Origin of the sequence: Cupriavidus pauculus, assembly GCF_008693385.1 — a bacterium.
Taxonomy (GTDB): Bacteria; Pseudomonadota; Gammaproteobacteria; order Burkholderiales; family Burkholderiaceae; genus Cupriavidus; species Cupriavidus pauculus_D.
The window spans coordinates 1,138,221-1,164,249 of the sequence record NZ_CP044067.1 but is presented as its reverse complement, the minus strand read 5'-3'; the positions used below and the strand labels follow the sequence as shown (position 1 = coordinate 1,164,249).

25 protein-coding genes and 1 pseudogene are annotated in these 26,029 nt (G+C 63.5%); 17 read left to right on the top strand and 9 right to left on the bottom strand.

Annotated features, from left to right (window positions below):
* Positions 1-33: 33 nt before the first annotated feature.
* The 3 genes from FOB72_RS23605 to FOB72_RS23595 all read right to left on the bottom strand — a co-directional run bounded on the left by FOB72_RS23605 (position 34) and on the right by FOB72_RS23595 (position 2,853).
* A complete protein-coding gene (locus FOB72_RS23605; RefSeq protein ID WP_150375102.1) occupies positions 34-1,008 on the bottom strand; it encodes a Bug family tripartite tricarboxylate transporter substrate binding protein in 975 nt (324 codons plus the stop codon).
* A gap of 179 nt (positions 1,009-1,187) precedes the next feature.
* Positions 1,188-2,087 carry a helix-turn-helix domain-containing protein gene (locus FOB72_RS23600; protein WP_223851769.1) on the bottom strand — a complete coding sequence of 300 codons (900 nt, stop codon included), beginning with the start codon at positions 2,085-2,087 and terminating at the stop codon, positions 1,188-1,190.
* 163 nt (positions 2,088-2,250) lie between these two features.
* Positions 2,251-2,853: a TetR/AcrR family transcriptional regulator gene (locus FOB72_RS23595; protein ID WP_150375101.1), complete on the bottom strand. Its 603-nt coding sequence runs from the start codon at positions 2,851-2,853 to the stop codon at positions 2,251-2,253.
* Between the two features lie 148 nt (positions 2,854-3,001).
* Here FOB72_RS23595 and FOB72_RS23590 point away from each other — a divergent pair, with 148 nt between their 5' ends.
* From FOB72_RS23590 to FOB72_RS23570, 5 genes are all read left to right on the top strand, one after another.
* Positions 3,002-3,760, top strand: coding sequence for an SDR family NAD(P)-dependent oxidoreductase (locus FOB72_RS23590; protein ID WP_150375100.1), 759 nt, complete (start codon positions 3,002-3,004; stop codon positions 3,758-3,760).
* Between the two features lie 30 nt (positions 3,761-3,790).
* Complete coding sequence (locus FOB72_RS23585; RefSeq protein WP_150375099.1) at positions 3,791-4,750, top strand: SDR family NAD(P)-dependent oxidoreductase; 960 nt, start codon at positions 3,791-3,793, stop codon at positions 4,748-4,750.
* Positions 4,751-4,834: 84 nt separating this feature from the next.
* A complete protein-coding gene (locus FOB72_RS23580; protein ID WP_150375098.1) occupies positions 4,835-7,588 on the top strand; it encodes a M16 family metallopeptidase in 2,754 nt (917 codons plus the stop codon).
* A gap of 284 nt (positions 7,589-7,872) precedes the next feature.
* Entirely contained in the window at positions 7,873-8,109 is a 237-nt protein-coding gene (locus FOB72_RS23575; protein WP_150375097.1) for an isochorismatase, read from the top strand.
* 11 nt (positions 8,110-8,120) lie between these two features.
* Positions 8,121-8,471 carry a hypothetical protein gene (locus FOB72_RS23570; protein WP_317889563.1) on the top strand — a complete coding sequence of 117 codons (351 nt, stop codon included), beginning with the start codon at positions 8,121-8,123 and terminating at the stop codon, positions 8,469-8,471.
* Positions 8,472-8,874: 403 nt separating this feature from the next.
* On the opposite strand, the pseudogene FOB72_RS23565 reads toward FOB72_RS23570, so the two are convergent.
* Positions 8,875-9,087: pseudogene (locus FOB72_RS23565) on the bottom strand (hypothetical protein); the annotation flags it as partial.
* Between the two features lie 440 nt (positions 9,088-9,527).
* Here FOB72_RS23565 and FOB72_RS23560 point away from each other — a divergent pair.
* The 9 genes from FOB72_RS23560 to FOB72_RS23520 all read left to right on the top strand — a co-directional run bounded on the left by FOB72_RS23560 (position 9,528) and on the right by FOB72_RS23520 (position 17,725).
* Positions 9,528-10,820, top strand: a complete 1,293-nt coding sequence (locus tag FOB72_RS23560) for an MFS transporter (protein WP_150375095.1) — start codon at positions 9,528-9,530, stop codon at positions 10,818-10,820.
* Position 10,821: 1 nt separating this feature from the next.
* On the top strand, positions 10,822-11,730 hold the full coding sequence (locus FOB72_RS23555) for a LysR family transcriptional regulator (RefSeq protein ID WP_150375094.1): 909 nt from the start codon (positions 10,822-10,824) through the stop codon (positions 11,728-11,730).
* A gap of 108 nt (positions 11,731-11,838) precedes the next feature.
* Complete coding sequence (locus FOB72_RS23550) at positions 11,839-13,002, top strand: porin (RefSeq protein WP_191002389.1); 1,164 nt, start codon at positions 11,839-11,841, stop codon at positions 13,000-13,002.
* 46 nt (positions 13,003-13,048) lie between these two features.
* The gene (locus FOB72_RS23545; protein ID WP_150375092.1) at positions 13,049-14,500 is read left to right on the top strand and encodes a M20 family metallopeptidase; all 1,452 of its coding nucleotides are present in this window, start codon (positions 13,049-13,051) and stop codon (positions 14,498-14,500) included.
* 163 nt (positions 14,501-14,663) lie between these two features.
* Positions 14,664-15,326, top strand: a complete 663-nt coding sequence (locus FOB72_RS23540) for a DUF4397 domain-containing protein (protein WP_150375091.1) — start codon at positions 14,664-14,666, stop codon at positions 15,324-15,326.
* Between the two features lie 189 nt (positions 15,327-15,515).
* Positions 15,516-16,229 carry an SDR family oxidoreductase gene (locus tag FOB72_RS23535; RefSeq protein ID WP_150375090.1) on the top strand — a complete coding sequence of 238 codons (714 nt, stop codon included), beginning with the start codon at positions 15,516-15,518 and terminating at the stop codon, positions 16,227-16,229.
* A 25-nt stretch (positions 16,230-16,254) separates the two neighbouring features.
* Entirely contained in the window at positions 16,255-16,716 is a 462-nt protein-coding gene (locus FOB72_RS23530) for a MarR family winged helix-turn-helix transcriptional regulator (protein WP_115954695.1), read from the top strand.
* 87 nt (positions 16,717-16,803) lie between these two features.
* On the top strand, positions 16,804-17,289 hold the full coding sequence (locus tag FOB72_RS23525; RefSeq protein WP_150375089.1) for a RidA family protein: 486 nt from the start codon (positions 16,804-16,806) through the stop codon (positions 17,287-17,289).
* A 139-nt stretch (positions 17,290-17,428) separates the two neighbouring features.
* Complete coding sequence (locus tag FOB72_RS23520) at positions 17,429-17,725, top strand: hypothetical protein (protein ID WP_150375088.1); 297 nt, start codon at positions 17,429-17,431, stop codon at positions 17,723-17,725.
* Positions 17,726-17,771: 46 nt separating this feature from the next.
* Here FOB72_RS23520 and FOB72_RS23515 read toward each other — a convergent pair whose 3' ends face one another.
* Positions 17,772-18,656, bottom strand: coding sequence for a LysR family transcriptional regulator (locus tag FOB72_RS23515; RefSeq protein WP_150375087.1), 885 nt, complete (start codon positions 18,654-18,656; stop codon positions 17,772-17,774).
* A 100-nt stretch (positions 18,657-18,756) separates the two neighbouring features.
* Between FOB72_RS23515 and FOB72_RS23510 the strand changes: the two genes are divergently transcribed.
* Entirely contained in the window at positions 18,757-19,794 is a 1,038-nt protein-coding gene (locus FOB72_RS23510) for an NAD-dependent epimerase/dehydratase family protein (protein ID WP_150375086.1), read from the top strand.
* 358 nt (positions 19,795-20,152) lie between these two features.
* Here the strand turns inward: FOB72_RS23510 and FOB72_RS23505 are convergent, their stop codons facing one another.
* A complete protein-coding gene (locus FOB72_RS23505) occupies positions 20,153-20,566 on the bottom strand; it encodes an SMI1/KNR4 family protein (RefSeq protein WP_150375085.1) in 414 nt (137 codons plus the stop codon).
* Positions 20,567-20,660: 94 nt separating this feature from the next.
* Positions 20,661-21,167 carry a hypothetical protein gene (locus tag FOB72_RS23500; protein WP_150375084.1) on the bottom strand — a complete coding sequence of 169 codons (507 nt, stop codon included), beginning with the start codon at positions 21,165-21,167 and terminating at the stop codon, positions 20,661-20,663.
* A 429-nt stretch (positions 21,168-21,596) separates the two neighbouring features.
* Here FOB72_RS23500 and FOB72_RS23495 point away from each other — a divergent pair, with 429 nt between their 5' ends.
* A complete protein-coding gene (locus FOB72_RS23495; RefSeq protein WP_150375083.1) occupies positions 21,597-22,901 on the top strand; it encodes a hypothetical protein in 1,305 nt (434 codons plus the stop codon).
* Positions 22,902-23,019: 118 nt separating this feature from the next.
* Here the strand turns inward: FOB72_RS23495 and FOB72_RS23490 are convergent, their stop codons facing one another.
* Positions 23,020-24,000, bottom strand: a complete 981-nt coding sequence (locus FOB72_RS23490) for a Bug family tripartite tricarboxylate transporter substrate binding protein (RefSeq protein ID WP_150375082.1) — start codon at positions 23,998-24,000, stop codon at positions 23,020-23,022.
* 160 nt (positions 24,001-24,160) lie between these two features.
* Positions 24,161-24,598 (bottom strand): hypothetical protein, encoded by a 438-nt coding sequence (locus FOB72_RS23485; protein ID WP_150375081.1) that lies wholly within the window; start codon positions 24,596-24,598, stop codon positions 24,161-24,163.
* Positions 24,599-24,745: 147 nt separating this feature from the next.
* Here FOB72_RS23485 and FOB72_RS23480 point away from each other — a divergent pair, with 147 nt between their 5' ends.
* Entirely contained in the window at positions 24,746-25,927 is a 1,182-nt protein-coding gene (locus FOB72_RS23480; protein WP_150375080.1) for an SGNH/GDSL hydrolase family protein, read from the top strand.
* Positions 25,928-26,029 lie beyond the last annotated feature (102 nt).

Here is a 26,029-nt window from a genome sequence, read left to right as displayed (position 1 = left end):
GATTCCTCGAAGGATGGCGAATGGGGGGTGAAATCAATCGACGGTGGCGCCGGACTGCTTGACGAGCACGGCCCAGCGCGACACTTCCTGATTCACGTATTTCTGGAACGAGGGCTGGTCGTCGCCGACCGGGTCGGCACCAAGGCCTTTCAGGCGTTCCTTCACGGCGGGGTCGGCCACGCTCTGGACGATCGCCTGCGACAGTTTCTCGACGACGGCGGGCGGCGTGCCGGCCGGCACGAACAGGCCGAACCACGAGCGCGCGGTCATGCCGGCGTACGGTGTCTCCGAGAACGCGGGCACGTCGGGCAGTGCGGCGTGGCGCTTGTTGCCGGTGACGGCGAGCGCGCGCAGCTTGCCGCCCTGGACCTGCGACAGGACCTCGGGCAGGTTGGCGAACATGACCTGCACCTGGCCGCCCATCACGTCGTTGAGGGCCTGCGAGCCGCCCTTGTAGGCGACGTGGGTCATCCTCGCCCCCGTCAGCGTGGCGAATTGCTCGCCGGCCAGATGCGATGCCGTGCCGGTGCCGCCCGACGCATAGTTGACGCGGCCGGCATTGGCTTTCGCATAGGCGGCGAGTTCGCTCGCGGACTTGGCTGGTACCGACGGATTCACGACCAGCAGCAGCGGTACGGAGGCGAGATTCGACAGGCCCACGAAGTCTTTCGTCAGGCTGTAGTCGAGCTTCTGGTAGAGCGAGGCGTTGATCGCATGGCTCGACGTGGCCATGAGCAGCGTGTAGCCATCCGGCGCCGCGCGCGCGGCCGACACCGCACCGATATTGCCGTTGGCGCCTGCCTTGTTTTCCACGACGATCGACTGGCCGAGACGCGTGGACATCGATTGGGCGACGGTGCGCGCGATGACGTCGGTGGCGCCGCCGGCAGCGAACGGTACGATGACGCGCAAGGGCTTGTCGGGATAGTCCGCCATGGCGTTGAACGTGGTGATGGCCAATGCTGCGGCCACGGCAAAGCTCCGCAAGGGAGCGATGGCGCTGAACATGTCTGTCTCCTGTGCTTCTGGTTCTTATGGCAGGCCGGACGCGGGTCCCGCTTGCCCCATGCCCGGCACTTTACGCAGCCAGCGCACGGCAGCGTTAGGACGGATCAGACGATGTATTGGACTTTTTTGCGCGGCGTTTGCCGGCGTCAGGCGAGGGTCAGGCCAGGGTCAGGCGAGGATCAGGAGAGCGGGCGGCAGTGCTTCTTGCGGAAATCGCCCGGGGTCAGGCCCGTCTGCTTCTTGAAGAACCGCGCGAAGTAGGCGGGGTCCTCGATGTTGAGGCGGAACGCGATCTCCGCGATGCCCGTCTCCGTATTGCTGAGCCAGCGCTTCGCTTCCAGCACCACGCGCTCTTGTACCACCTGGCTCGCGGTACGGGCCAGCGTCCGCTTGACGGCGTCGTTGAGCTGGCGCTCGCTCACGCAAAGGGCATCCGCGTACTGGCCAATCGTGCCGAAGGTCAGGTAATGCGTATCCACGAGCATCGTGAACCGCCGCGTGAGCGCCTGATGCGGACCGACGCCACCGGCGGGCTCGTTGTCGGGGCATAGCCGGCGCAGGCGCGTGAGCAGGATCAGCAGGCAGGCCTGCACGACGTCCGTGGAGCCGGGCTGGCGATCTCGCGCTTCGCGGTCCATCTCGTCGAGCAGCGGCAGCATGCCATCATGCTGGTCGCGCGAGAGATAGAGCGCGCTGTTGCCGCGCGTGGGATGGAAGAACGGGAACTTCGCGACATCGTCGGCACGCGGGAACATCCGCGCGAAGAAGTCGGTGCTGAAGTTCAGCACGTAACCGTAGGGCTTGACCGAAGACGTCCATGCATGGACCTGCCCCGGCGAGAGAAAGAACACCGCGTGGTCGCGCACGTCGAAATGCGCGAAGTCGAGCGTATGCGTGCCGCTCGCGCGGGTCATCCAGAGCAGATGGTAGTAGTTGTGCCGATGCAGGAATCCGCGCGGGATATCGTCCCGGTCTTCCAGCCGCACGAGGTCGAAGTAGAACGACCCTTCGCCCGCGAAATCCGATGTCTCGAAGGTGGGAAATTCACCGGCAGCGGAGACGGGCAGGGCGTCGGGCAAGTGCGGAAATCCTTCGGAGTGTCCTTGGACGAAAGCGCCATCGTAGCGCAAAACTTCCGTGCAATCGTGAAACTCCGGCTTCGCGGCCCTCTCGATGCGGTACAGGGCGGCGAGCTCGCGTATTACCGCGTGTAGCGGAGACAGAGCAGCCAGCAGGCGGCGGTCATGATTTGCGCTTTCGTGCGCTGGCGGGCCAGGTGGCAAGCGCCTGTTCGGCGACGGCTTCCAGCGTCTCTCGGCTGAACCCGGCCTTGGCCTGAACGGCCATGCCGTGGGCCACGGCACAAACGTAGGCGGCCAGCGCGGCGGCGTTGGCGGACGCGGGCAGGTCGCCTTGCTCCCGCGCGCGTTCGAGTCGTGCCTGCAGCAGGGCCTGGCCGCTGGCACGCGCGTCCGTCACGGCGCAGCGAACGGATTCCGCGTCATCCGACACGGCCAGGGCGCCGTGGACGCCGAGGCATCCGGTGCGATCCGGATACCGCGTGTTGAGCTCGGCCGTGCCCCGCAGAATCGCCGTCGCCACTTCGCGCGAGGTCGGCAGATCGAGCGCGGCCGCGAAGAAATCGAGATAGTGCGCGTAGTAGCGTTCGAGCGCGCGGCGGAACAAGGTCTCCTTGTTGCCGAACGCGGCGTAGAGCGCGGGGCGTTCCACGCCCGTTGCCTGCGTCAGGTCCGCGTAGGACGCCCCTTCATATCCCTTCTGCCAGAACACGCGAAGCGCCGCGTCCAGCGCCTGTTCCACATCGAATTCGCGGTGACGTCCCATACCCCAGTTGCCTCGATCTTCCTGTGCCGGCCGGTATCGTAACACCCGTTATGTTTTTTTGGCCTTGCCGCCTTGACACGCCGTGTTTCCATAACGTAACGTTCGTTAACGTAATGATCGTTACGATAAAAGGAAAGGGAGGCCGTACATGCAGGGAGCATTGAAAGGGAAGGTCGCGCTCGTCACCGGTGGCTCGCGCGGACTTGGCGCGGCGACCGCGGCGGCGTTCGCGGAACTGGGCGCCGATGTGGCCATCACCTACGTGACGTCGGCCGACAAGGCCGAAGGCGTCGCGCAGACATTGCGCGCGAAGGGCGTGCGGGCACTGGCCATCCGGAGCGACCAGGCCGATACGGCGGCGGCCAGGCCGCTGATGGACAAGGTACTCGCGCATTTCGGCAGGCTCGACGTGCTCGTCAACAACGCGGCCATCGCCGTGCAGGGCAAGACGGTCGACGACCGCGATCTCGATACCGTCAACCTCGACCGGCAGTGGCAGATCAACGTCCTGGGCACCGTGGCGATGACGCGTGCGGCCGCGCCGGTGTTGTCCGATGGCGGGCGAATCATCTTTATCGGTTCGCTGCTGGGAACGCGGGTTCCGTTCGCCGGTGCCGCCGATTATGCGGGCAGCAAGTCGGCGTTGATCGGCTACGCGAAAGGCGTCGCGCGCGACCTCGGCGGCCGCAACATCACCGCCAATGTCATTCAGCCAGGCGTCATGCCGACCGATATGGCGGCCGAAGTGCTCGGCGATGGTGTGCCCGAGGCGCTGTTGAACCTGCATCCTGTTCGCCGCATCGCGACGCTCGAGGAAGTATCGGCGCTTGCGTGCTTCCTGGCTGGGCCGGGCGCGGGCTATATCACTGGCGAAGTCATCAGCGTGGCTGGCGGACTTGGCATCTGACCACACGGCAAACCATCACAAAGGAACATCATGAGCAAGCATTTCGGTGCAACCTCGACAGCGGACGACGTCCTCGCGGGCATCGATCTCTCCGGCAAGCGGTTTCTTGTCACGGGGGTGTCGTCGGGCATCGGCCTCGAAACCGCGCGCGCGCTCGCCGCGCGGGGGGCCAGCGTGGTGGGCACCGTCAGGCATGTCGCCGAACAGGCCGTGGCGCCGGTCCGTGACGCCGCGTCGCGCGGCGGCGGTCAATTGGCATTGATCGACCTCGATCTGGCCTCGCTGCGGAGCGTGCGGGCCGCTGCGGATCGCCTGCTCGCCGATGGCCAGCCGTTCCATGCCGTGATTGCCAACGCCGGCATCATGGCACCGCCGTTCGGCAAGACTGCCGATGGCGTCGAGCTTCAGTTCGGGGTCAATCATCTCGGGCACTTCGCGCTGATCACGCGCATCGCGCGGTTGCTTGCGGACAACGGGCGCCTGGTCGTGCTGTCGTCGCAGGCGCATCGCGTCGCCGATGTGGACCTCGACGATCCCAACTTCGATCGGCAGCCGTACGAGCCGTTCGTCGGCTACGGCCGGTCGAAGACGGCCAACGCGCTATTCGCGCTCGAATTCGACCGGCGCCATCGCGAGCGCGGCGTGCGGGCCGCGTCGGTGATGCCGGGAAACAGCCTCACCGATCTGCCGCGTCATTTCTCGCAGGAAGCGCTGCAGGGGCTGTTCGACACCGTCGGCAAGGCACGCGCCGAAGCGGGCCTGCCACCACCGGTCCTGAAGTCCGTCGCACAGGCCGCGGCGACCTCCGTGTGGGCCGCGGTGGTGGCCGAGGGCGCCGAGATCGGCGGCCGCTATCTCGAAGACTGCGCGGTCGCGACGATCAACGATACGGACAACCCGTTTGCGGACGGGGCGCGCGCGTATCTTGGGGATGCGGACAAGGCGGCGCGGCTGTGGGCGTTGAGCGAAGCGTGGTTGAAATCCAGTTAACACGTCGCCGAAAAAACTGAATTCACTTTGCCGGGGCGCGGTTGCAAACTTTACGGAGCCAGATCTCGTGGAGTGCCCGCCATCGTGTGCCGAACGATTCGCCTGCTGCTTGCATGCGTGCTCGCGCTGGGCGGGGGCGCTACCGTGCGCGCCGCGCCCGGCGGAGGCAATACGGACGCCTACACGCGCGTCACCGCTGTCGAGGGCGTCACCGAATACCGTTTTCCCAACGGCCTGCGCGTGCTGCTTGCGCCGGACGACGCGGTGCCGCGCGCGACCGTCAACATCACGTATCTGGTCGGCAGCCGCGACGAAGGGCGTGGGGAAGCCGGCATGGCCCACCTGCTCGAGCATATGCAGTTCAAGGGCACCGCCACGCTGACGGCCACCGCGCTGCGCGAGGAGTTCGCGCGTCGCGGCATGATGGCCAATGGCACCACCTCGCCCGATCGCACCAACTACTTCGCGACGTTTCCGTCGAGCGAGGACAACCTCGAATGGCTGCTGCGCATGGAAGCGGACCGGATGGTGAACAGCCGGATCGAGGCGGACGACCTGCGCAGCGAGATGCCCGTGGTGCTCAACGAGATGGAAATCGGGCAGACGCGATCGGACCGGGTGCTGCTTCAGGCGTTGAATGCCACCGCCTACGCGTGGCATCCGTACGGCAAGGCCAATATCGGCACGCGCGAGGACGTGGAGAACGTGTCGATTCCGATGCTGCGCGCGTTCTATCGGCGCTATTACCAGCCCGACAATGCCGTGCTGCTGATCGGCGGCAAGTTCGATCCGGACTGGGTGCTCGACACCGTCTCCACCTATTTCGGCGCTATTCCGCGTCCCGATCGCACGCTGATGACCGCGGTCACGGCCGAACCCGCGCAGGAAGGCGAGCGCTCCGTGACGCTGCGCCGCGCTGGCGATACCCAGCTGCTCGGCGAGATGTACCACGTGCCGCAGGCCGCCCACCCCGATGCGGTGCCGATGTGGATGCTGCTGCAAGTGATGGCCGGAGCCTCGGGCGGGCGCCTGTACAGAAGCCTGGTCGAGGCGAAGCTGGCCACCAGCGCGTCGGCATCGATCGATGCCATGCGCGATCCGGGCACCGTGCTGTTTCTCGCCGAGGTGCCCAAGGGGCAGTCGATGGAGCCCGCGCGCGACAGGCTGCTCGCGCAGGTGGAAGGGCTCGCATCGCATCCGGTCACCGCGACCGAACTCGAACGCGTGCGGGTGGAGATACACAACGCCATCGCGACGATGTTCAAGAACTCCGACACGCTGACCATGCAGCTGTCCGAGTCGGTGGCATGGGGCGACTGGCGATTGCTGTTCCTGTTGCGCGATCGCGTGGACAGTGTGCGCGTGGAGGATCTGCAGCGCGTGGCCGCCCAGTACCTGCGCGCCGCCAATCGCACGGAGGGCCGGCTGTATCCCGTGGCGCAGACCCAGCGCGTGGCGATGCCCGCACCCGTGGATCTGCCGCGCGTCCTCGCGGGCTACCACGGCCGGCCATTGCCTCCGCCACCGCCGCCGTTCGATTCGTCGCCGGCGAACATCGAGGCACATACCCAGCGTTTTGATTTTCCCAACGGCATGAAGCTCGCGGTGCTGAGCCGCCCGACGCGCGGCAACACGGTCACCGGTGTGATGATGCTGAACATGGGAACGGCCGGCAGCCTGACGGGCAACACCTATGCGGCGACGCTCACGGCGGCGACACTGATGCGCGGGGCTGGCGGTCGCGATCGCCAGCAGCTCGCGGATGCGCTGGCCGAACTCGGCGCCACCGTGCGGATTACCGCGCAGGCCGATCGCGCAACGGTGCAGTTCGAAACGCAGCGCGAACATCTTGCGGCGTTTTTGCCCGTGCTGCGCGACATCCTGCGCGCGCCGGCCCTCGATGCCACCGAGCTCGACGATGTGCGGCGCGCAAGCGTGGCCGAACTCGAGCGTGTGGGCAATGCCCCGGACGCGGTCGCGGCCAGTGCCATGGATCAGCATGGCAGCCCGTATCCGCCCGGCGATCCGCGTCGCGCGCCGAACCAGCAGGAACGCATCGCGGGCATCAACGCCGTGACGATGGACGACGTCCGCGCATTCCATCAGCGTTTCTATGGGACCAGCCACGCGCAGGTGGCGCTGGTGGGCGACGTCGATATCGACGCGGCCCGGCAGCAGCTGCAGGCGCTGTTCGGCGACTGGAATGCGCCAGAGGCTTATGCACGCGTCGATCGCCCGTACCGTGGCATCGCGCCCGCCACGCTGACCGTGCAGACGGCCGAGAACGCCAGCGCGATCTACCTCGCGCGCATCGCGATGGCGATGACCACGTCCTCGCCGGACTATGCCGATCTGGCCATCGCCAATCGGATCTATGGCGGCAATCCACTCCGCGGCAGATTGTCCGAGCGCATTCGGCAACGTGAGGGCATCAGCTATTCGGCGGGCAGCAGGTTGCAGGTGGGCGCGATCGATACCGCGGGCAGCTTCACGGTACGGGCCTCCTTCGCGCCCCGCAATCTCGAGCGCGTGAGGCGCGCCGCCGCGGAGGAACTCGCGCGGTTCGCGCGCGACGGCATTACGGAGCAGGAACTCGCCGACGCCAAGCGTGGCCTGCTCGAGCAGGCCATGGTCGGCCTTACGCGCGACAGCCTGCTCGCGCAGACCATGGCCGATCAACTCTATGCCGGCCACACGATGGCATTCGCCGAGACGCAGGTGCAGCGTGTGCGCAACGCCACGGTCCAGTCGGTCAACGCGGCCATTCGCAGGTACATCGATCCGAAGCGCGTGACCATCGTCTTCGCCGGGTCGCTCGAGGCGCCGGCAAGGCAATAGGCGCAATAGACGATGCGATGTGTTACAGTGCGGGTTATTCCTGTTTTTCAGGAATGATGGTCTGGCGACATATTACTAACGACGTACTATTAACGACGTTCGCCCGCCATCGAGCCGGCTACCACCTTGCCGGCGGCCAATCTGGCCGAAGTTTTCCTGCCTATCCGCGTGTTTTGTCCGTGTGCGGCAGGTCTCTCCCAACATCGCCCCGCATTGCAAGCGCTCTCGCTTTGCTTTATCGCCATGTGTCATGGCGATGCGCGCGCACATCTCGAGACAACACTATGACGACATTTTTCCCGACGTTGCCCGCTTCACCCTATACGGTTGCCGTGTACCCCATCCAGCAGGAGCCGGGCGTATGGTTTCCGACGTACCTCATCCGGCGTTATGCCGCGGGGATCGAGCGCGTGGTGGCCAACGTGACCATGCGTGGCTCCACGCATCGAACGAAGTGCGAGGCCATTCGCGCGGGCATGACGGCCGGCGCCGCGGAGATCCGGAAGCTGGGACGCGCGTAACGGACCGCGCAATGGACGGCGCAATGGAGGCACCGCAGGGCAAAGATTCCGCCGCATCGCGTGAAGGATGCTACAGTGGCTGCTCCCCCGACATCGAGACCGGTATGCCCCTTTGCGATAACTGCCTCTCGATTCAGCGTGACACGCTCGGCGCGCCCGGGCATCCGGCATTGCGTATCACCGATACGCAGCGCCGCAAGCTTCCCGGATCGTTTTCCGAGACGGTCAGCATGTTTCACTGCGCCCAATGCGGTGCCGTCTGGCGGTATCGCGAGGCCAAGGGCGGTGACGATCAGGGCTGGGCGCTGCTGCAGGAAGGGGCCGCCAGCGAGAGTGGGCCGTTCAGCGGCCACAAAGCATGACCAGATCACCTCCGTTGCGGGAGAGCGCCCAGTCGATCTCTCGGCGTCGGCCGGGTCCTCCTCGACGCGACCACAGCCAATCCATAGTCGAGAGGGTTTTCGCTGCACGACGATGCACCACCCCCAGTCTTCGGGGATAACAGAGTCGACGGCTTGCCCCTCACTCTCAAGGCGGTCGCGTAACCATTCGGCCCACCAGCTTCGGCGTCAAACAAGGTCGATCGAAACCCCATCTGATGCTGGCTCATAGCCCGGTTCTTCCCGCCTTGCGATGCATTGGATGTTGGAATGCGTCGAATCCTTTTCCGTTGATTACACGCATGTCCCTGGACTTGTCCAACTATCCCTCTCCTGGAACCGCTCGGGCACGAGGGTCGTCGGATCCGGGCTGACGTCACGCTGTAGTTCTTGCCACGACGGCAGGGAACGAGCCGTTCGCCTGCGCGGGCGCGCCGGCATCGACCAGACGCGTCAGCGGCTCCCAGACATCGAGGAAGCCCCGCACGACTCGCACACCCACGTTGGTATCCACGGTCACATAACGCGCATCGCCACGCTGGTTGGTTGCGGCCGTGTCCCTGTCATCACCGCCACCGCAGGCGCTCACCAGAAACATCGCGCAAGCGCCCGCGATGGCTCGTCTTTGGAAAGACATATCCGTCCCCAGTCTCACAAGAACGCGGCACAAGGATCCGCGTATGGAAAAAGGGACGAATGTAGCGACGGAGTGTCTCGCGTTCGTGAATGTGTGGAACGGTTGTGATGCCCCGTCCGTGGGAATGGCCCGGATTTGTTGCCTGCCATTGGTGACCCGGGCACGACGATGGTGCGTGCGACAGGTTAATTTGCCCGCAGCGGGCTCGCGATAACCAAAGGTTTTCGCGATGACAATTATCGATTTTGCACGGGTGTGGAATCCACGAATACTGTGACCAAGGACGCAGCGGTACGCGCCTTGCTAGATGAAGTGGCCGTCCGCTGGACGCGCGATGCGTTTCAGTGGTTCGTATCGGTGGATCGTATCAGTGGTTCATTTACCTGCTCTCGACAATTCTCATGAATGACGCAACCCTTGGCGCCCCGGCTACCCTTGCACGCGCACCGTCCCTCACGTCCAACCAGTCCCGCGTGATCGCCGCGTGTTCGGTCGGCAATGCGCTGGAAATGTACGACTTCACCGTCTACAGCTTCTTCGCGGTCATGATCGGCAAGTTGTTCTTTCCCGCCACCAGCCCCTATGCGTCGCTGCTGCTGGCCGTCGCGACTTTCGGCATCGGGTTCGTGATGCGCCCGCTCGGAGGTTTCGTGATCGGTAGCTATGCCGACCGCAGCGGCCGCAAGGCCGCCATGACCCTGACCATCGGCCTGATGGTCGTGGGAACGCTGTGCATCGCCTGTGCGCCGACCTATGCCATGGCGGGCGCCTGGGGGCCCGCCATCATCGTGGCGGGGCGGCTGCTGCAGGGCTTCTCGCTGGGCGGCGAAATCGGCGCGTCCACGTCGATGCTGATGGAAGCAGGCGGCGTGCAGCGTCGCGGCTACCGCATCAGTTGGCAGGCAGCGAGCCAGGGCGCCGCGGCGCTGCTAGGGGCCGCCACCGGCACGGCGCTCTATGCGCTGATGCCCGCCGAATCGCTGGAGGCGTGGGGCTGGCGCCTGCCGTTCCTGCTCGGCCTGCTGATCGCGCCCGTGGGGCTGTACATCCGGGCCAACCTCGATGAAACGCTGCCCGAGCACGCCCATGAGGCCAGCCCGCTGCGGACGCTGTTTCGCGAGCACGGCCTCAGCGTGCTCAAGGGGGTGCTTTCCATCACGGCGGGTACCGTCGCCATGTACCTGGTGGTGTTCTACATGCCGACGTACATGATCCGCGTGCTCGGCATGCCGTCGTCGCTGTCGCTGCTGTCCGGTTGCGTGGCCGGCGCGACGATGATCGTGTCCTCGCTGCTGGCCGGGCGCATCGCCGACCGTCTGGTGCGCCGCAAGCCCATCGCGCTGGCGGCGCTGCTCGCCACGACGACGCTGATCTATCCGGCATTCTGGCTGATCAATACCTATCCGAGCGTACCGCTGGTGCTTGCGGTGACGGCCACCTTGACCGCGCTCGGCAATATCGCTTCGGCGCCCATGCTGCTGCTGATCATGGAAATGCTGCCCGCCGGGGTCCGTGCCAGCGGTCTGTCCGTGATCTACAGCATCGGCGTCACGATCTTCGGCGGCTCGTCGCAGGCCGTGGTGACCTGGCTGATCGGCGTGACAGGCAACCCGATGGCCCCTGCGCTTTACATGATGGCGTGCGGCGTGGTGACCTTGTTCGCGCTGTCGAGCATCCGCGAAACGGGGCGCTGAGATGAAACTGAACCAGTTGCGTGCGTTGATCACCATCGCCGAATGCCAGAGTATCCACGAAGCGGCCCGTCAGCTCCACGTGACGCAGCCCGCCCTGAGCAAGACCGTGCAGGAGCTGGAGTCGAGCGTCGGCACCACGCTGCTGGAACGGTCGAGCACCGGAACGCGGCTTACGCCGGCGGGGCACCGGCTACTCGCGCACGCACGACTGATCATGGAAAGCGTGCAGCACGCGAAGACCGACCTCGACGACATGCAGGACGGCGTGGGTGGCACGGTCACGCTTGGCACCACGCCGCTGACCGCCATGCTGCAGCCGATGATCGACACGCTGGATGGATTTCGCACGGCCTATCCGGACGTTCGTCTGCGCGTCCTGGAAATGCGCCCCAATCAGCTGGTGGAGCAGTTGCGTCAGGGCGCTATCGACATGGCCGTCTCGTCGCACCTGCAATCGCCGGATCGGTTCTTCCAGTCGATCGAGGTCAGCCGGCTGTCGAGCGTCATCGTCGCCCGCCCGGAGCACCCGCTGCGCAACGCCCGCTCCTTGCGTGTACTGCGGCAGGCCGACTGGATATCGCTCGATCCGCTACCCGACCGGCAGTCGTCCTTCAGCCGGTTGTTCTCCGAGAACGGTCTGGAGCCGCCGCTGCGCGTGACGGAATGCGCGTCGATCCACCTCGCCATGGAGCTCTGCTGGCGCGCCAATCTGCTGCTGGTCCTGTCGAGCGAGTCGATGCGCAGTGAATTCCTGAGCCAGCGGGTGGCGTACCTCGACATCGCCGAGCCTCTGCCCGCCCAGCCGATCTGCCTGCTGCGGCACAACCACCATGTTCTGACGGGTCCCGCGGAACGGCTGCACAACGCCTTGCTCCAGGGCTTCGCCGCACAGTCGCGCCGCGCCGCCTGACGCGTCTTTCCCCCGATGTTCGCATCAGGCACGCCACCGGCGTGCCGGGGACCCGCTTTGCCTTTCGACATGCCCATTCACGCATTACGCATTCTTCAGAGCGCATCAATGTTCAGGAAATCTCTTGCAGGTGTCGCGGTACTTTTCAGCGCAATGGGGGCGGCCAACGCGGCGCCGACCCAGTACGAACAGCTGGTGTCCTATCTGGCCGTGGGCCTGGGCCCACGATCCATCGGCGTGGCGCCGCAGCAATCGCTGCTCTCCCTGTACGGCACACTGGATATCGGCTTCAACTACACGCGCTCCGGCAGCAACGGCGTGGCCCGGGTAGAGAGCGGAGGGTCCTACACGTCCAAGTTCGGCATCTACGGACAAGAGGCGCTTGGCGCGGGGTGGACGGCGTTCTTTCGCATCGAGAACGGCTTCCTGTCGGACTCCGGTTCGATGCAGGACAGCAGCACGCTGTTCAACCGTGCCTCGTACATCGGCCTGCATCACCGGCAATTCGGGCAGTTGATGCTGGGCCGCCAGTACACGTCACTGGGCGCGGCGGCGCTCTATGCCGATCCGTTCCTCGCGACCGCGCACGAATCGGTCTACTCATACCTCGGCGGCGTCGCCGACCTCGGCATGGGTGCAAGCGGCGATGCCCTCGCACGGTTGAACAAGACCATCCGCTACGCGTCACCGCGGTTCGGTCCGTTTGCAGGCGACGTCAGTTACTCGTTCAAGTCGGATCAAACCGTCGGACCCGCGGTGTTGGCGCGGACCGCGATGGGGTCCTACTACGGCGACCGCTTTGCGGCAACGATGGCATTCGGCCAGAGCTGGTGCGACCCAAGTGTCAAGGGAAGCTGCAACGGTAACGCCACCGAAGCGGCGTCCCAGCGTACCGATACCTATCTGGCCAGCGCGATGTATGACTTCGGCCCGCTGATCGGCCAGGCGGCCTACATCCGCATTGTCCCGAAGCACGACGGCAGCGATATCTCGAACCTCTATCTGCTGGGACTGCAAAAGATCTGGCGCAACAACCTGCTTCGCATGTCGCTCGGCTATCGGCGCACGTCGCGTGACGGCAACTACAGCTACGGCAGCACGGTGGGCATCGACCATTTCCTGTCGAAGCGGACCGCCTTTTACGGTCGAGCCGGCCTGATGCGCAATGGGCCCGAGGCGAGCCTGACCTACAACTACGACAGCGGCGCGTTCATCGGCGCGCCGGGCCGCACGGTGACCAGCGTGACGGTCGGCATCACCCACCACTTCTGAAAGCATTCCCGCCTTTTCCCCTGCAACAACACGAGGACTCCACCCAATGCACGCAGCAAACATCGGCGCAAAAATCGGCCCAAACATAAGCCGCTTCGTCGACGAACACGGACAGCGTTACGCGACACTGTCCGACGAAATCTGGCGGTATGCGGAACTCGGCTATCAGGAGCGCGATTCGGCGCGCCTGCATATCGATTACCTGAAAGAGGCAGGCTTCGCCGTGCGCGAGGGCGTGGCCGGCATCCCCACAGCGTTTGTCGCGGAAGCGGGCGAGGGCGGTCCCGTGATCGGCATTCTCGGCGAGTTCGACGCGCTGTCGGGCCTCAGTCAGGAAAACCTGGCCCTGAGTTGCCAGCCGTCGTCGGAAATCGCCAATGGCAATGGACATGGCTGTGGCCACCATCTGCTGGGCACGAGCGCACACCTCGCGGCCGTCGCCGTCAAGCAGATGCTGGACGATGCCGGGCTGCAGGGGCGGGTGCGATTCTATGGGTGCCCGGCCGAGGAAGGCGGCTGGGGCAAGACGTATATGGCGCGGGCAGGCCTGTTCGACGATCTGGGCGCCGCGCTGACGTGGCACCCCGGCGTGTTCAACGGCATCATGAACCTCGAATCGCTCGCCGTCGTGCAGGCGTACTTCCGGTTCACGGGTATATCGGCGCATGCCGGGGCCTCACCGCACCTCGGGCGGAGCGCGCTGGATGCGCTGGAGCTGATGAACGTCGGCACGAATTTCCTGCGTGAACACATGATTCCGGACGCGCGCGTCCATTACGCGATCACGGACGCTGGTGGCGTGGCGCCCAATGTCGTGCAACCCCGGGCGGAAGCGCTCTACATGATCCGCGCGCCGCGCAACGCCGATGCCTCGGAGGTCTACGCCCGCGTGTGCGACATCGCGCGCGGTGCCGCGCTGATGACGGGCTGCGAGTTGCAGATCCAGATGCATTCCGCGTGCTCCAACATCATGTTGAACGATGTGCTCAACCGCGCCATGCACGGACAACTCTCGCATTTCGGGGCGCCGTCCTATGAGCAGGCCGAGCTCGGCTTCGCTGCATCGATGCACGCCACCACGCGTCCCGAAGAAATCGAGATGGCCGGCCGCATGCTGCAGAACGCCTGGAAGGACCCGAAGCCATTGTACGACGGCGTGGAAGCGCTGGACAGCGCGCGGCCGATGCGCATGCATGCTTCCACGGACGTCGGCGACGTCAGCTGGGTGACACCGACCGCCCAGTGCATGACCGCGTGTTTCGCGTTTGGCACGTCGCCACACTCGTGGCAGTGGGTTGCACAGGGCAAAAGCTCCATCGCGCACAAGGGCATGCTGCTCGCGGCCAAGACGATGGCGGGTACGGCCATGGAACTCTTCCAGAACCCCGCCTTGCTGGCCGCCGCACGACAGGAGCTGGAACAGCGCCTGGGCGGCCAGCCTTACGTGTGTCCCATCCCGGCAGACGTCATGCCGCCATTGGGGCAGGCCGTGGCCTGAGATCACGCTGGACTGACTCCGCGCGCTGGACTGACTCGGCGGATTCCTTGCCCGTCGCTACTCCATCGTATAAATTGCTACCAATCAGTAGCGAGGCACCCTCGAGGCGGGCTGGCTTCGCTGGTGAGTGACCGGTAATGCCGATACGGATACGGAGGTGACTATGCGAATCCTGTTGAGTCTTGTCCTGGCGATGGTTTCCGCGGTGGTGCTGAGCGCGTGCGGCGGTGACGACGACGGCCCGTCGAACGGGCGGCTGCGGGTCCTTCATGCATCCCCCGATGCGCCGAATGTCGATGTCTTTGTAGATGGCAGCAAAGTGCTCGGCGATGTGCCGTATCCGGCCGTTTCCAATTACCTGAATGTCCCGGCCGGGTCTCACCGCATCACGGTGAATGCGGCCGGCACGAGCAAGACGGTCATCGATGTATCGCCGACGTTGAATGGCGGTGCAACCTACACGGCGATTGCGGCCAACTTCGTGGCCAGCATTCAACTGCTGCTGGCGACGGACCGGACGACCCCGCCACCGGCGGGTCAGGCGAGTGTGCGGGTCGTGCATGCCGCGCCCGACGCCGGCGCCGTGGATGTTCTCGTCAACGGTCAGAAGGTGCTCGCGAACGTACCGTTCGCCGCCATCAGTGACTACCTGAATCTGAGCGCGGGGAGCTATCTCGTTCAAGTGAATCTGGCTGGCACGTCCGCCACCGCGATTCAAGCCAATCTGACGGTCAATGCGGGCACCAATTACAGCGTCGTCGCCATCGGTTCGGTGAAGACGGCCGCCACGAATCCTCTTGCGTTGAAGGTGCTCTCGGACGGCTGAAGGCACGCTCACTTGAGTGGTCGAAAGGACCGCACTACGTACATGCCGCTGGGCATAGGCTTCTTCAACGGTGTAGAGATCTCTACATCCTCCTTGTTGCCACTGCTTCCTTCTTGACACTACGTGCATATGCTCCTATTCTGCGTCGAAAGAGAGCATATGCTCTTATACGAAACCCAGGAGGGTGTCATGAACGTGAAAAACGCAACTGTCTTCATCACCGGCGCCAGCCGCGGCCTCGGCCTGGCGTTTGCACGCGAGGCCGTTCGTCGCGGTGCGGCGAAGGTGTACGCGGGCATGCGCAATATCGACGGATTCAAGGAACCGGGCATCGTGCCCGTGAAGATCGACGTCACCGACAAAGCCTCGATCGCGGCTGCCGCGAAGATCGCTGCCGATACGACGCTGCTGATCAACAACGCCGGTATCGCCGCCCTGATCGAAGGGCCGCTCGCGGGCGATGCCGAAGACCAGTCGAAACAGATGTTCGAGACCAACTACTATGGCGTGGTGCGTGTCTCGCAGGCCTTTGAAGCGGTACTGACAGACAAGCCGCAGGCGGCGATCATCAACGTTCTTTCCGACATCGTCTGGCTGCCGCGCCCCATTCTGACGCCCTATGCCGCCTCGAAGGCTGCGGCGTGGAGCTTCACGAATCAGCTTCGCTTCCATCTGAAAGGGCGTAACATCCACGTCCTCGGCCTGCACGTCGGCTTCGTTGACACCGACTTGACGAAGGGCATCGATGTACCGAAATCCAGTCCGGACGATGTCGTACGGCAGACCTATGACGCGCTCGCCGCTGGCAAGAACGAAGTCATGGCCGACAAGGGAACGGCCGTGCTGAAGAGCACCCTCGCGGCCGAAGTGCCGGGCTATATCGAGCCGCCAGAGGGCGTGTAGCAACCGAACGAGGAGTGAAATCGAGATGTCGCCGTTGAACGAGCCGCTTGGCATCGATGCGTGCAATTGCTTTGCCGCGAGGAAGGCTAGCCGGCAGATCTCGCGCCTCTACGACAGCCACCTCGAACCGGCGGGATTGCGCATTACCCAATTCATGACGCTCGCGGTACTGAACGAGGTAGGCAGTGCGCCGATCAACGCGCTCGCCGAGCGGCTCGACATCGAACGCACGGCGATGGGAAAGATGGTCGGCTTCCTCGAACGCGATGGCTACGTGACGATCACTCCGTCGCCAACGGACGGCCGAAGCCGGCTGATCGCGCTCACGAAGGAAGGGCAGCGGCTGCATGACAAGGCCGCCCCGCTCTGGCGGAGCGCGCAACGGGAGTTCGAGCAATTGAACGGCGCGGCCCAGGCGACGGCATTGCGTGACGGGCTGAAGGCGGTGGTCGTAGGCAATGTCGGGGAACAGGGGGCGGAGGACTGATCCGTCGCGCGTTCGCCTTCATGTCGGACAAACCCGGAGCGATGGATTACGCTCTATGTTTTTCCGACAGCGTCCGTACAGGTGCCCATGACAAGCGGCCAAACAAGAGACCAGAAGCTGCAACATATCGCGGCGGAGTTTGGGTTCGATCCGAATGAGCAGATCAAGATCGGTGGAAAGTACACCCCGGTCCTGGTCGATGGGAACCTCGCCTATATCGCCGGGCAGCTCCCGCGCGTCGGGGATGTAGTACGTTTCATCGGTGTCGTGGGCGAATCCATCTCGCTCGAAGAGGCGCGGCGCGCGGCAGGCATCTCGACGCTCCGGGCGCTTGCGCTCATCAAAAAAGCCTGCGGCACGCTAGATGCGATTCAGGCAGTGCCGCGCATCAACGTGTTCATTCGTAGCGCGCCAGACTTCACGATGCAAAGCGAAGTCGCGGACGGGGCATCCGACGTCTTGTATTCGGTGCTCGGCGACGTCGGCATCCACACGCGTTCGTCCATCGGCGTCCTGCAGTTGCCGAAGGGCGCTTCGGTAGAGGTGGACTTTATCTTCAAGGTGGCGTCGTAGGTGACTTGCACCGGTCGCCCGGCGACGTCGAGCGTCAGGCAACTGGTATTTCCCGGATAACGCGCTACAACTGTGCCTGTGAGAACCGATCGTCTGGCGCCCCCGCGCCAACTCGAGCGATCACGTTTGGGTGACCATCATGCACACAGTCATACGCGCATATTCAGGGGCAGGCGCCAAGGAACTCTTCGACGTCCTGGAACGACGCACTGGCGAGATCGGATCGCTGATGCGCGAGGTGAATGGCTTCGTCAGCTACACGCTAGCGCGAAGCGAAGACGGCGAATTCGGCTTCTCGGTCACCGTCTGCGAAGACAAATCGGGCGTCGATGAAAGCAGCCGACGCGCCCGGGACTGGATCGGCCAGAACGCCGCAGGCCTGGGCGCGAGCGCGCCTACCATCTCGGAAGGCATTGTGATCCTGCATGTGCAGTAGCGAGCCGCCCCCGGGCACGCGCGCTGGTTCATCATGATCTCGCAGCTCATGCCACGTGGTGCTCCAGGCCCACGCACAGGGCGTCGAATGGAACCTTGCAGCGCGCGCTGTGGCGCAGGTCTTCATGCATCGCGACCCACATCTCGAGTGGAAACGTGAAATCGTCGCCCATGACCCGCACGAGGTCTGGATAGCGCCGGGCCAGTGCCACCTGGCAGACGCCGATGCCCGCTCCCGCGCGGATCAGCGCGAATTGCGCAAGGTCGCTGTCCGTGCGCATCGCAAAGGCATCGCGACGCCAGCCGGGCAGCGACCTGCTCCCGGCTCGCAGGAACGGCGTCTCCTCGTCGAAGCCGATCAACGCGTGCTTCGCCAGGTCGGCGGTTTTTCCCGGTGTTCCGTGTTTGCGCAAGTACGCTCGGTGAGCATACAGGCCCAGTTCGACGACGCCAATGCGCCGGGCCAGCAAGGCGTCCTGATTCGGTCTGACCATGCGAACGGCAATGTCGGCTTCGCGCAGCAACAGATCCTCGACGCGGTTCGTCAACGCAAGTTCGATCTTGAGGCCCGGGTGTGCGGCCTGCAGTTCCGCCACGATGGGCGGCAGCACCTCCGCGCCGATCATCTCGCTCGCGCTGATGCGCACGGTCCCCTTGACGTCCCCCTGACTTTCGGCGGCGCGCATCAGTGCGGCGGCGGCACTGTGCATGGCCTCGGCGTAGGGCTTGAGTTCCAGAGCGGCCGGCGTGGGCAGCAATCCCGTCTGCGAGCGCGTGAAAAGATTGAGCCCGAGGGACGTTTCCAGTGCTTCGACATGGCGGCCCACCGTGGGTTGCGCGAGCCCCAGAGCGCGCGCGGCCCCCGATAGCGAACCCTCCTGCAGCACGCTCAGGTATGAGCGATAGAGTTCCCAGCTAGGTTCGGTAGCCATACAAAAATCTATAACGGATATACGAGATTAGCCAATTTTATTCGAACGCCGGTGCATTGAAAATGCTCGCATGTTCATGGGAGTTCAGGGGAGATTCGACATGCAGACCAGCAAGACAGCCTTGGTTCTTGGCGCGACAGGCGGGATCGGCGGCGAAGTCGCTCGACAGCTTCGGGACGCGGGATGGAACGTGCGCGCGCTGACTCGCGGCCCGCGTCCCACGCCGGTTGAGGATGGCATCACGTGGATCGCTGGGGATGCCATGCGCCGGAACGATGTCATGGCGGCCGCTGAGGGGTGCTCGGTCATCGTGCATGCGGTGAATCCACCCGGCTATCGCCGCTGGGACGAACTGGTGCTGCCCATGCTCGATAACACGATCGCCGCGGCGACAGCGCAACGCGCCACCATCGTGCTGCCGGGCACCGTGTATAACTTCGGACCGGACGCCTTCCCGGAACTGCGGGAAGACTCGCCCGAGCATCCGCGAACACGCAAGGGAGGCATCCGGGTCGAGCTGGAAAGGCGTCTGCGATCCGCCACGGCCAGCGGCGCACGCGCGATCGTAGTCCGCGCGGGGGACTTCTTTGGCCCGAAGGCCGGCAATAACTGGTTCTCGCAAGGGCTGGTCAAGCCCGGCCGTCCTGTCGACGTCGTCAATCTTCCGGGGCGTATGGGCATCGGACATCAGTGGGCCTATCTGCCGGACGTCGCCCGCACGATGGTGGCATTGCTCGCGCGGCGAGAAACACTGGCGCCGTTTGCGGTGTTCCACATGGCAGGCCATTGGGACGCAGATGGCGGGCAGATGGCCGAAGCCATCCGCCGCGTCGTGGTGCGTCGCGGCGGCCGTGCGCCCAAACTGCGGGCCTTCCCATGGCGATGGCTCATGCTGGCCTCGCCCTTCGTCGCCACACTCCGCGAGATGCGCGAGATGCGCTATCTGTGGCAAATGCCGGTTCGCCTCAGGAATGACAAGCTGAAATCCGTCCTCGGCGATGAACCGCACACGCCGCTGGATGAGGCCATTGAAGCGACGCTGCGCGGCATCGGGTGCATCCACGCAGCGAGCGAGATACCACCGACGGAGGACGAAAGCAGGCGCTACCCGAGCAGGTTAGGGAAGCGGACGTTCTGAGGCTGGCGCGGATCGGCCTGCGCAGTCGCCTCACTTTCGGTTGGCATCATCCCGCCGATCGCAAAGCCTACCCTGGCGGACGTCTAAGGGTTCCAGCCTGCGCGTCCCACGCCAAGTTCAGTCGGGTCACTATCGTGTGTACAGGCGCTCCTCCGTCGCCGCGTCCATTCTAATTTGAAGTGACTTCCCGCCACGCTTAACCGAATCATCAGCGTCTCCCGCAGCACGAGATTGTCGTTCGCCAGCAGGGGAAACTGCGGGATACGCGCGCGGGCGCCTTCGCTAACGGCCAGTGTGTCGAGGTGTGCGAGCAGCTCGGCTGCCCTAAAGCGGTCGTTCAATGCGGGCGTCCGCTTCCTCAGTTCCCTGTCTCCAAGCCGATCATTGCAACGAATTCTTCGAACTCGGACGCTACTAACATCACGCTTTCCTCGAGGTTGATGTTCGTCATGTCGATGGCGACAATAGGCCAAGGCGCATCGGCTCTCGTGTCAAATGCGATGAGTTCGCCGGCACCGTTTCCTCCGAAGACAAAGAATTTAGCGAAGAACTCCTGGTGGCTACCGTCGCGTGCGGAGGCCGCTGCCATCTCCGCAGTGTCCAGGCAAAAGTTGTGTGGCTGAACAGGAAGCGGGCCCTCTCCGCCGTTACTGAACGCGAGCAACTCGTAATACCGCTCTGGCACGCCGATTGGACTCGCAGAGCGAAGGGCCGCAATGGCTTCGGTCGTGGCGCCCTCTGCTTTGAACCACGTTCGGGTTTCGGAAATCATAGTCTGATGCGTGATTGAACTCGCCGTCCGCTTGCGGCCGGGTGCGGACTCCACCGGGGCACATCACTAGCAACCTTATCGCTGCTCCATGCGATTAGCCAAACCATGGAAAGGCATCGAATTTCGAAGGACTATCGCCAGGCTCCGCGGCGCTAATCACCAATTCCGCCGCTGGTTCGACGTGGTCTTCATGGGACCGTGCAAACTGCCGAAACGTTGCCCAGTACTCTCCAGGGGAAAGTGGTAGTCGGATGTGAAACTGACGCAGCGGACGTTCATCGCTGAACTGTGCGGCCATTGTCAATTGGCCGTAGTCGGTCAGCCATGCTCCACCGTGGTGAACGCGCAAGAATCCCGACACCTCCCGCTGCGCGTTGAGCTTAGAAGGTGCGTCTGCGATGCGGAGCGGCAGGTCAGCCAAATTCGGGCCTAGGCAAACAGCAAACAACGTTCCGTTGTTCATTTGCTCGGTAAACCGGCTAAGCATTTGTTGAAGGGTCCAATCCTCACCGACGTACCCGGAGTACTCGTCAGGGCAAACGACGGCAACAAAGCCGTCCTCGTCTACTTTGGAATGCAACTCAAAACTGGGCTCACGCATCGTTTAGTGGGTGGCAGTAGTGGCGGGACTCATTATGCGCCCAGGGACAGCGAATGACCGCTTCTTGCCGCCACGAAGTGGTCCGGGTTGACCGGCTGCTCTTGGCCGGCCTCTGCCCGCGCCCGCATGGAAAATGGCTTGCCGGCGCCGGACGCGATTTTCTCCCAATCCTGCCGCTGATCCCCGAGGAGTTGTAGAGCGCGTCAATGGCGGCGAGTGCTAGCAATCGTGCCTCCCGACGCAACTGGCCATCCACAAAACGCTTCCCTCCCCCTGGCAGGTCAACAAACTTGCGAGCTCGCACAATGGTGCCAGACATCTTCTCCTTGAAAAAATTGACAAGAAACCGTTAACGGTTAAAAAAACGCACAGCTGTGTCGTTACCCCATCTGTTAAAATTCGCAGATTAGAGAATGGGACGGAGAAAAAATGGACAACTTTTCCATCGATCATAAGAGCGATGAAATTTTGGATGAAAGAACAAGGTCATATTTCGAGGAAGTAAAATCAAGCTTCACAATCGGGAATTATCGTTCGGCCGTCGTTATGCTTTGGTCAGTTGTTGTCTGTGATTTGGTTTTCAAACTACAACGCTTGGCCGAACTCCACAACGACTTGACTGCGCAGCAGATCCTTAGAGAGATCGATCAAGAACAAGAGAAGAACCCGAATTCGCCGTCGTGGGAGTGGAGCCTCGTTCTTAAGGTCAAAGCTCAGACAGGGCTTCTCGATGCCGTTGATCAGCAAGGGTTGGAAAATTTGCAGCGTCAAAGGCACCTGGCCGCTCACCCAATCATTAAAGAGGGAGCGGAACTGCATCGGCCCAACAAGGATGAAGTGCGCGCCTTGATGCGGATGGCGCTTCAATCCGTTCTCACGAAACCCGCATTAGTGAGCAAGCGAATCCTTGATCGACTGCTGGAAGACGTTGCGGGCATGCAATCTCTCTTTGCCTACGATGACGAGCTCAGCAAATTTCTGGAAAGCAAATACTTTTCACAATTTTCGGCGGGCGTTGCGGAGTCCGTCTTTAAGATTCTTTGGAAGTTTGTTTTCCGCACTGAGGACGGGCCTTGTGACGTCAATCGTGCGATTAACTTTCGTGTGTTGAGACTAATCGCCAAAAAGGAGCCTGCATTGGTCTCAGGCTGGGTAGCGTCGGCGACTGAGTACTACAGCAATGTTTCGACGAGGATTGGAATAGTCGCGCTCCTGATCCAATTCCTTTCGGAGAACGACGGCATTTATCATCATCTAGCTGAACATGCGCAGCTAACTGTTCGACACGGTCTTGCTCAGAACCCTTCATCCAACATGCTTGCTGCTTTCGTATACGAGAATGATCAAGCATACATTGCCGCAGTAGAAGAACACGTTCGGACCCAGGTCGGCCACACGATTGACTCGGCGGTCTGGACGGCGTTCCGTGCGCAAAAGAACACTGAGGCATGGAGTTCGACGGCGCGGCATATCGCTAACCTCTACTATTCGTGCAGCGGAGGCTTCGATACTGCTGACCGGCGGTTCGCCCACGCGATCGCGCCCGACCTGCCGAATTATGGGCTCGCAGATCTCCGTGACCTGATGGAACTTGGCGGCGCGAACAATCAGTGCTATTACCGCGGTCGCGCAAGGGCCGATCATGCAGAAGTGAAGAATCGGGTCCTTGCTCTAGATGCTGGCTTTGACCTGACTCGCCGACCTTATGACCAATTCATGAGTGAAGTGGCTTAACACCAACAACATCTCAACCGGAGATATCGGGTTGTAGTCATGGTTCGAGGACCGCTTATGGCCGGTAGCGGCCCTTGACCCGCGACGCCCGTGCGGGCGTCGGCGGTTGCCACGACGATCAATCGGCCGTGATGTTCTTGGCCTTGATGATCTTGCCCCAGTACTCGGTATCCTTCGCCACCAGCGCGGACAGGCCAGCCGGGTCCAGATAGCGCGCTTCGATGCCGACGCCTTCTGCGCGCTTCTTCGTTTCCGATTGCTCGAGTACCTGCTTCACGTTCGTGGAGAGCTTCGTCACGACTTCCGGCGGCGTGCCGGCCGGTGCGAACAGGGCCACCCAGGCTTCCAGTTCGAAGCCGGGCAGCCCGGCCTCGGCGGTGGTCGGAACGTTGGGCAGCATCGGATGCCGCGTCTTGCTGGTCACGGCCAGTGCCCGGAGCTTGCCGGTCTGGATATGCCCGATCACCGACGGCGGCGTCGTGATGAACACCTGCACCTGGCCGGCCAGTACATCCTGAATGGCGGGACCCGAACCCTTGTAGGGAACGTGCACCATTCTGGTATCGGTGACCTGATCGAACAGTTCCGTGCCGACATGGGAGAGCGAACCGTTGCCCTGCGACGCGTAATTGACCTTGCCGGGGTTCTGCTTCAGATACGCGATGAACTCCTTCAGGTTGTTCGCCGGCAGCGACGGATTGACCGTAATGACGTTGGTCGCCACGGAGATCAGCGCGACGGGAATCAGATCCTTCTGGCTCCACGGCAGCTTCGAGAACATCGACGGATTGCCGACGTGATAGGCGGAGTAGGAGGCCAGCAGCGTATAGCCGTCCTTCGGCGCGCGCGCGACGAGCTGATACGCGATATTGCCGCTGCCGCCGGCGCGGTTGTCGATGACGACGGCCTGCCCGATCTCCTTGGCCAGCGAGTCGGCAATCAGCCGCGCCGAGGTATCGACGACGCCGCCCGGCGGATTGGGGACGACGATCGAAATGGGCTTGGTGGGGAAGGCAGCCGGCTGCGCCCCCGCAATCGTTGCGCTGAATGCGAGACAGGCACCGAGGGCGCCTGCAAGAATGGGGTGGCGATACGGCATGACGGGTCTCCTCCGTTGTTTTGATTGTTTGCTCGGGTTAACGTGAAATCGCGTGTCTTGGCTTGAACGCGAATCTCTGCGGCAAACAGCGTACGGGGAAATGTCATGCTGCCATATTGGCGGTTTCCTTGATGGTCGGGAACTGCCGCTCGCGATGCGCTCAATCTCCCTCGGGCGCCTGCGACTTCAATGTCGCCAGCGCATCGGCCATCCGCTTGGCGGATTCCTCGTCGACGACGAGGATTTGCGCCAATGGCCGGTTTGCCGACGTCCGCGGTTCGACGACAAACAGGCTGCTCTTCTGATAGATGCGCGTTTCGGCAATGGACCGGTAGTAGATACGGGTGCCTTTCCGAATCGTCGTCGTCGTGTCGGCCTCCGTGCTCGTGCCCGGCGTGGGCACCGTCTTCACGCCACGGCCGTATTCCATATAGCGGTCGGTGACCTGAACCAGTTCGGGGCGACGCTTGCCGGGCTGCTCATACAGGATGCGCTGGACGACCGCCTGCGGATTGCTGACGGTAGACGCCTGGTAGTCGACGCGAGTCGCGCATGCGGCCAGGAGCAGGACGGGGGCGAGCAGAAGGAGCTTTTTCATGAGAAGACTAACCGGGCAAGGCGCCGAGATTAGCAAACCGGCCTCGGCCCCGGCCGCCCCTCGAAGTGGGGTGTTGTCACACGGCGACAGCATTCCCGCGGGATTATCATGGCGGTTTCTTTTCTTGCCGCGCTGCTCCCGATCACCATGAACGATCAATTCACCTGGGTCACGGTACCCATCACCGCATCGATCCTTCGAGGGGCCTGCGAGCTCGAGGCGACGGCGCGGGGGCTGATGCCGCACCGGTTGCCTGCGTGGGCGCGTGCGCAGTGTGCCGATCCGCAGCTTGGGATGGCCGAGGCGCAGCCTTCCGGTGTCCGGCTCGTTTTTCGGACTGCCGCAACCGATATCGCGCTCGATGTGTTTCCCATACGGCGCTCGTATGCCGGTATGCCGCCGCGCCCTGTTGGCGTCTATGACCTGCTGGTCGATGGGCGGCTTGTGCGGCAATGCAGTGCGGATGGCGGCGATACCGTGATCCTCGATATGAAGGCCGGGACGTCCACCACGCAACCGGGCGAGATTGCCAGGCTCGTGTTCGGCGGACTGCCCGCGCACGACAAGCGCGTCGAGATCTGGCTGCCGTACAGCGAGATCACGGAGCTCGTCGCACTGCATGCCTCCGCACCGGTCGAACCCGTCGGCAACGATGGCCGGCGCGTCTGGCTCCATCATGGCAGTTCCATCAGCCATGGATCGAATGGCGACAGTGCCACAACGACCTGGCCCGCGGTCGCGGCATTGAAAAGCGAGGTGGAGCTGATCAACTTCGGACTCGGCGGCAGCGCACTGCTCGACCCGTTCGCGGCGCGCACGATGCGCGATACGCGCGCCGACCTCATCAGCCTGAAGCTCGGCATCAACGTCGTCAACTACGATCTGATGCGGCTGCGGGCCTTCACGCCCGCGGTGCACGGTTTCCTCGACACGATTCGCGAGGGGCATCCGACGACGCCGCTGTTGATCGTCTCGCCGATCTATTGCCCGATCCATGAGCACGCGCCGGGTCCCACCGTGTTCGATATGACGGCACTGGCGGCCGGCCGGCTGTCCTTTCTGGCGGGCGGCGACGCGGCAGACGTCGCGAATGGAAAGCTGACGCTCGCTGTCATCCGCGATACGTTGCGCGACATCGTGCGGCAGCGCGCGGCGACCGATCCGAACCTGTATTACCTGGACGGGCTCGCACTATACGGCGAGCAGGACGCCAGCGAGTTGCCGCTGCCGGACGAACTCCACCCCGACGGGGCCGCGCACCTGCGGATGGGCGAGCGCTTTGCGGAGGCCGTGTTTGGGCGGGGCGGCGCGTTCGCCATCGCGGACTGAAAGCGCGGACCACGCCCTCGGCCATATCTCGTTCTACCAAGGCAGTATTGCGGAGCCCATTGTGCTGAACCATGCTTGTTGACACCACAAGCAGGGGAACGG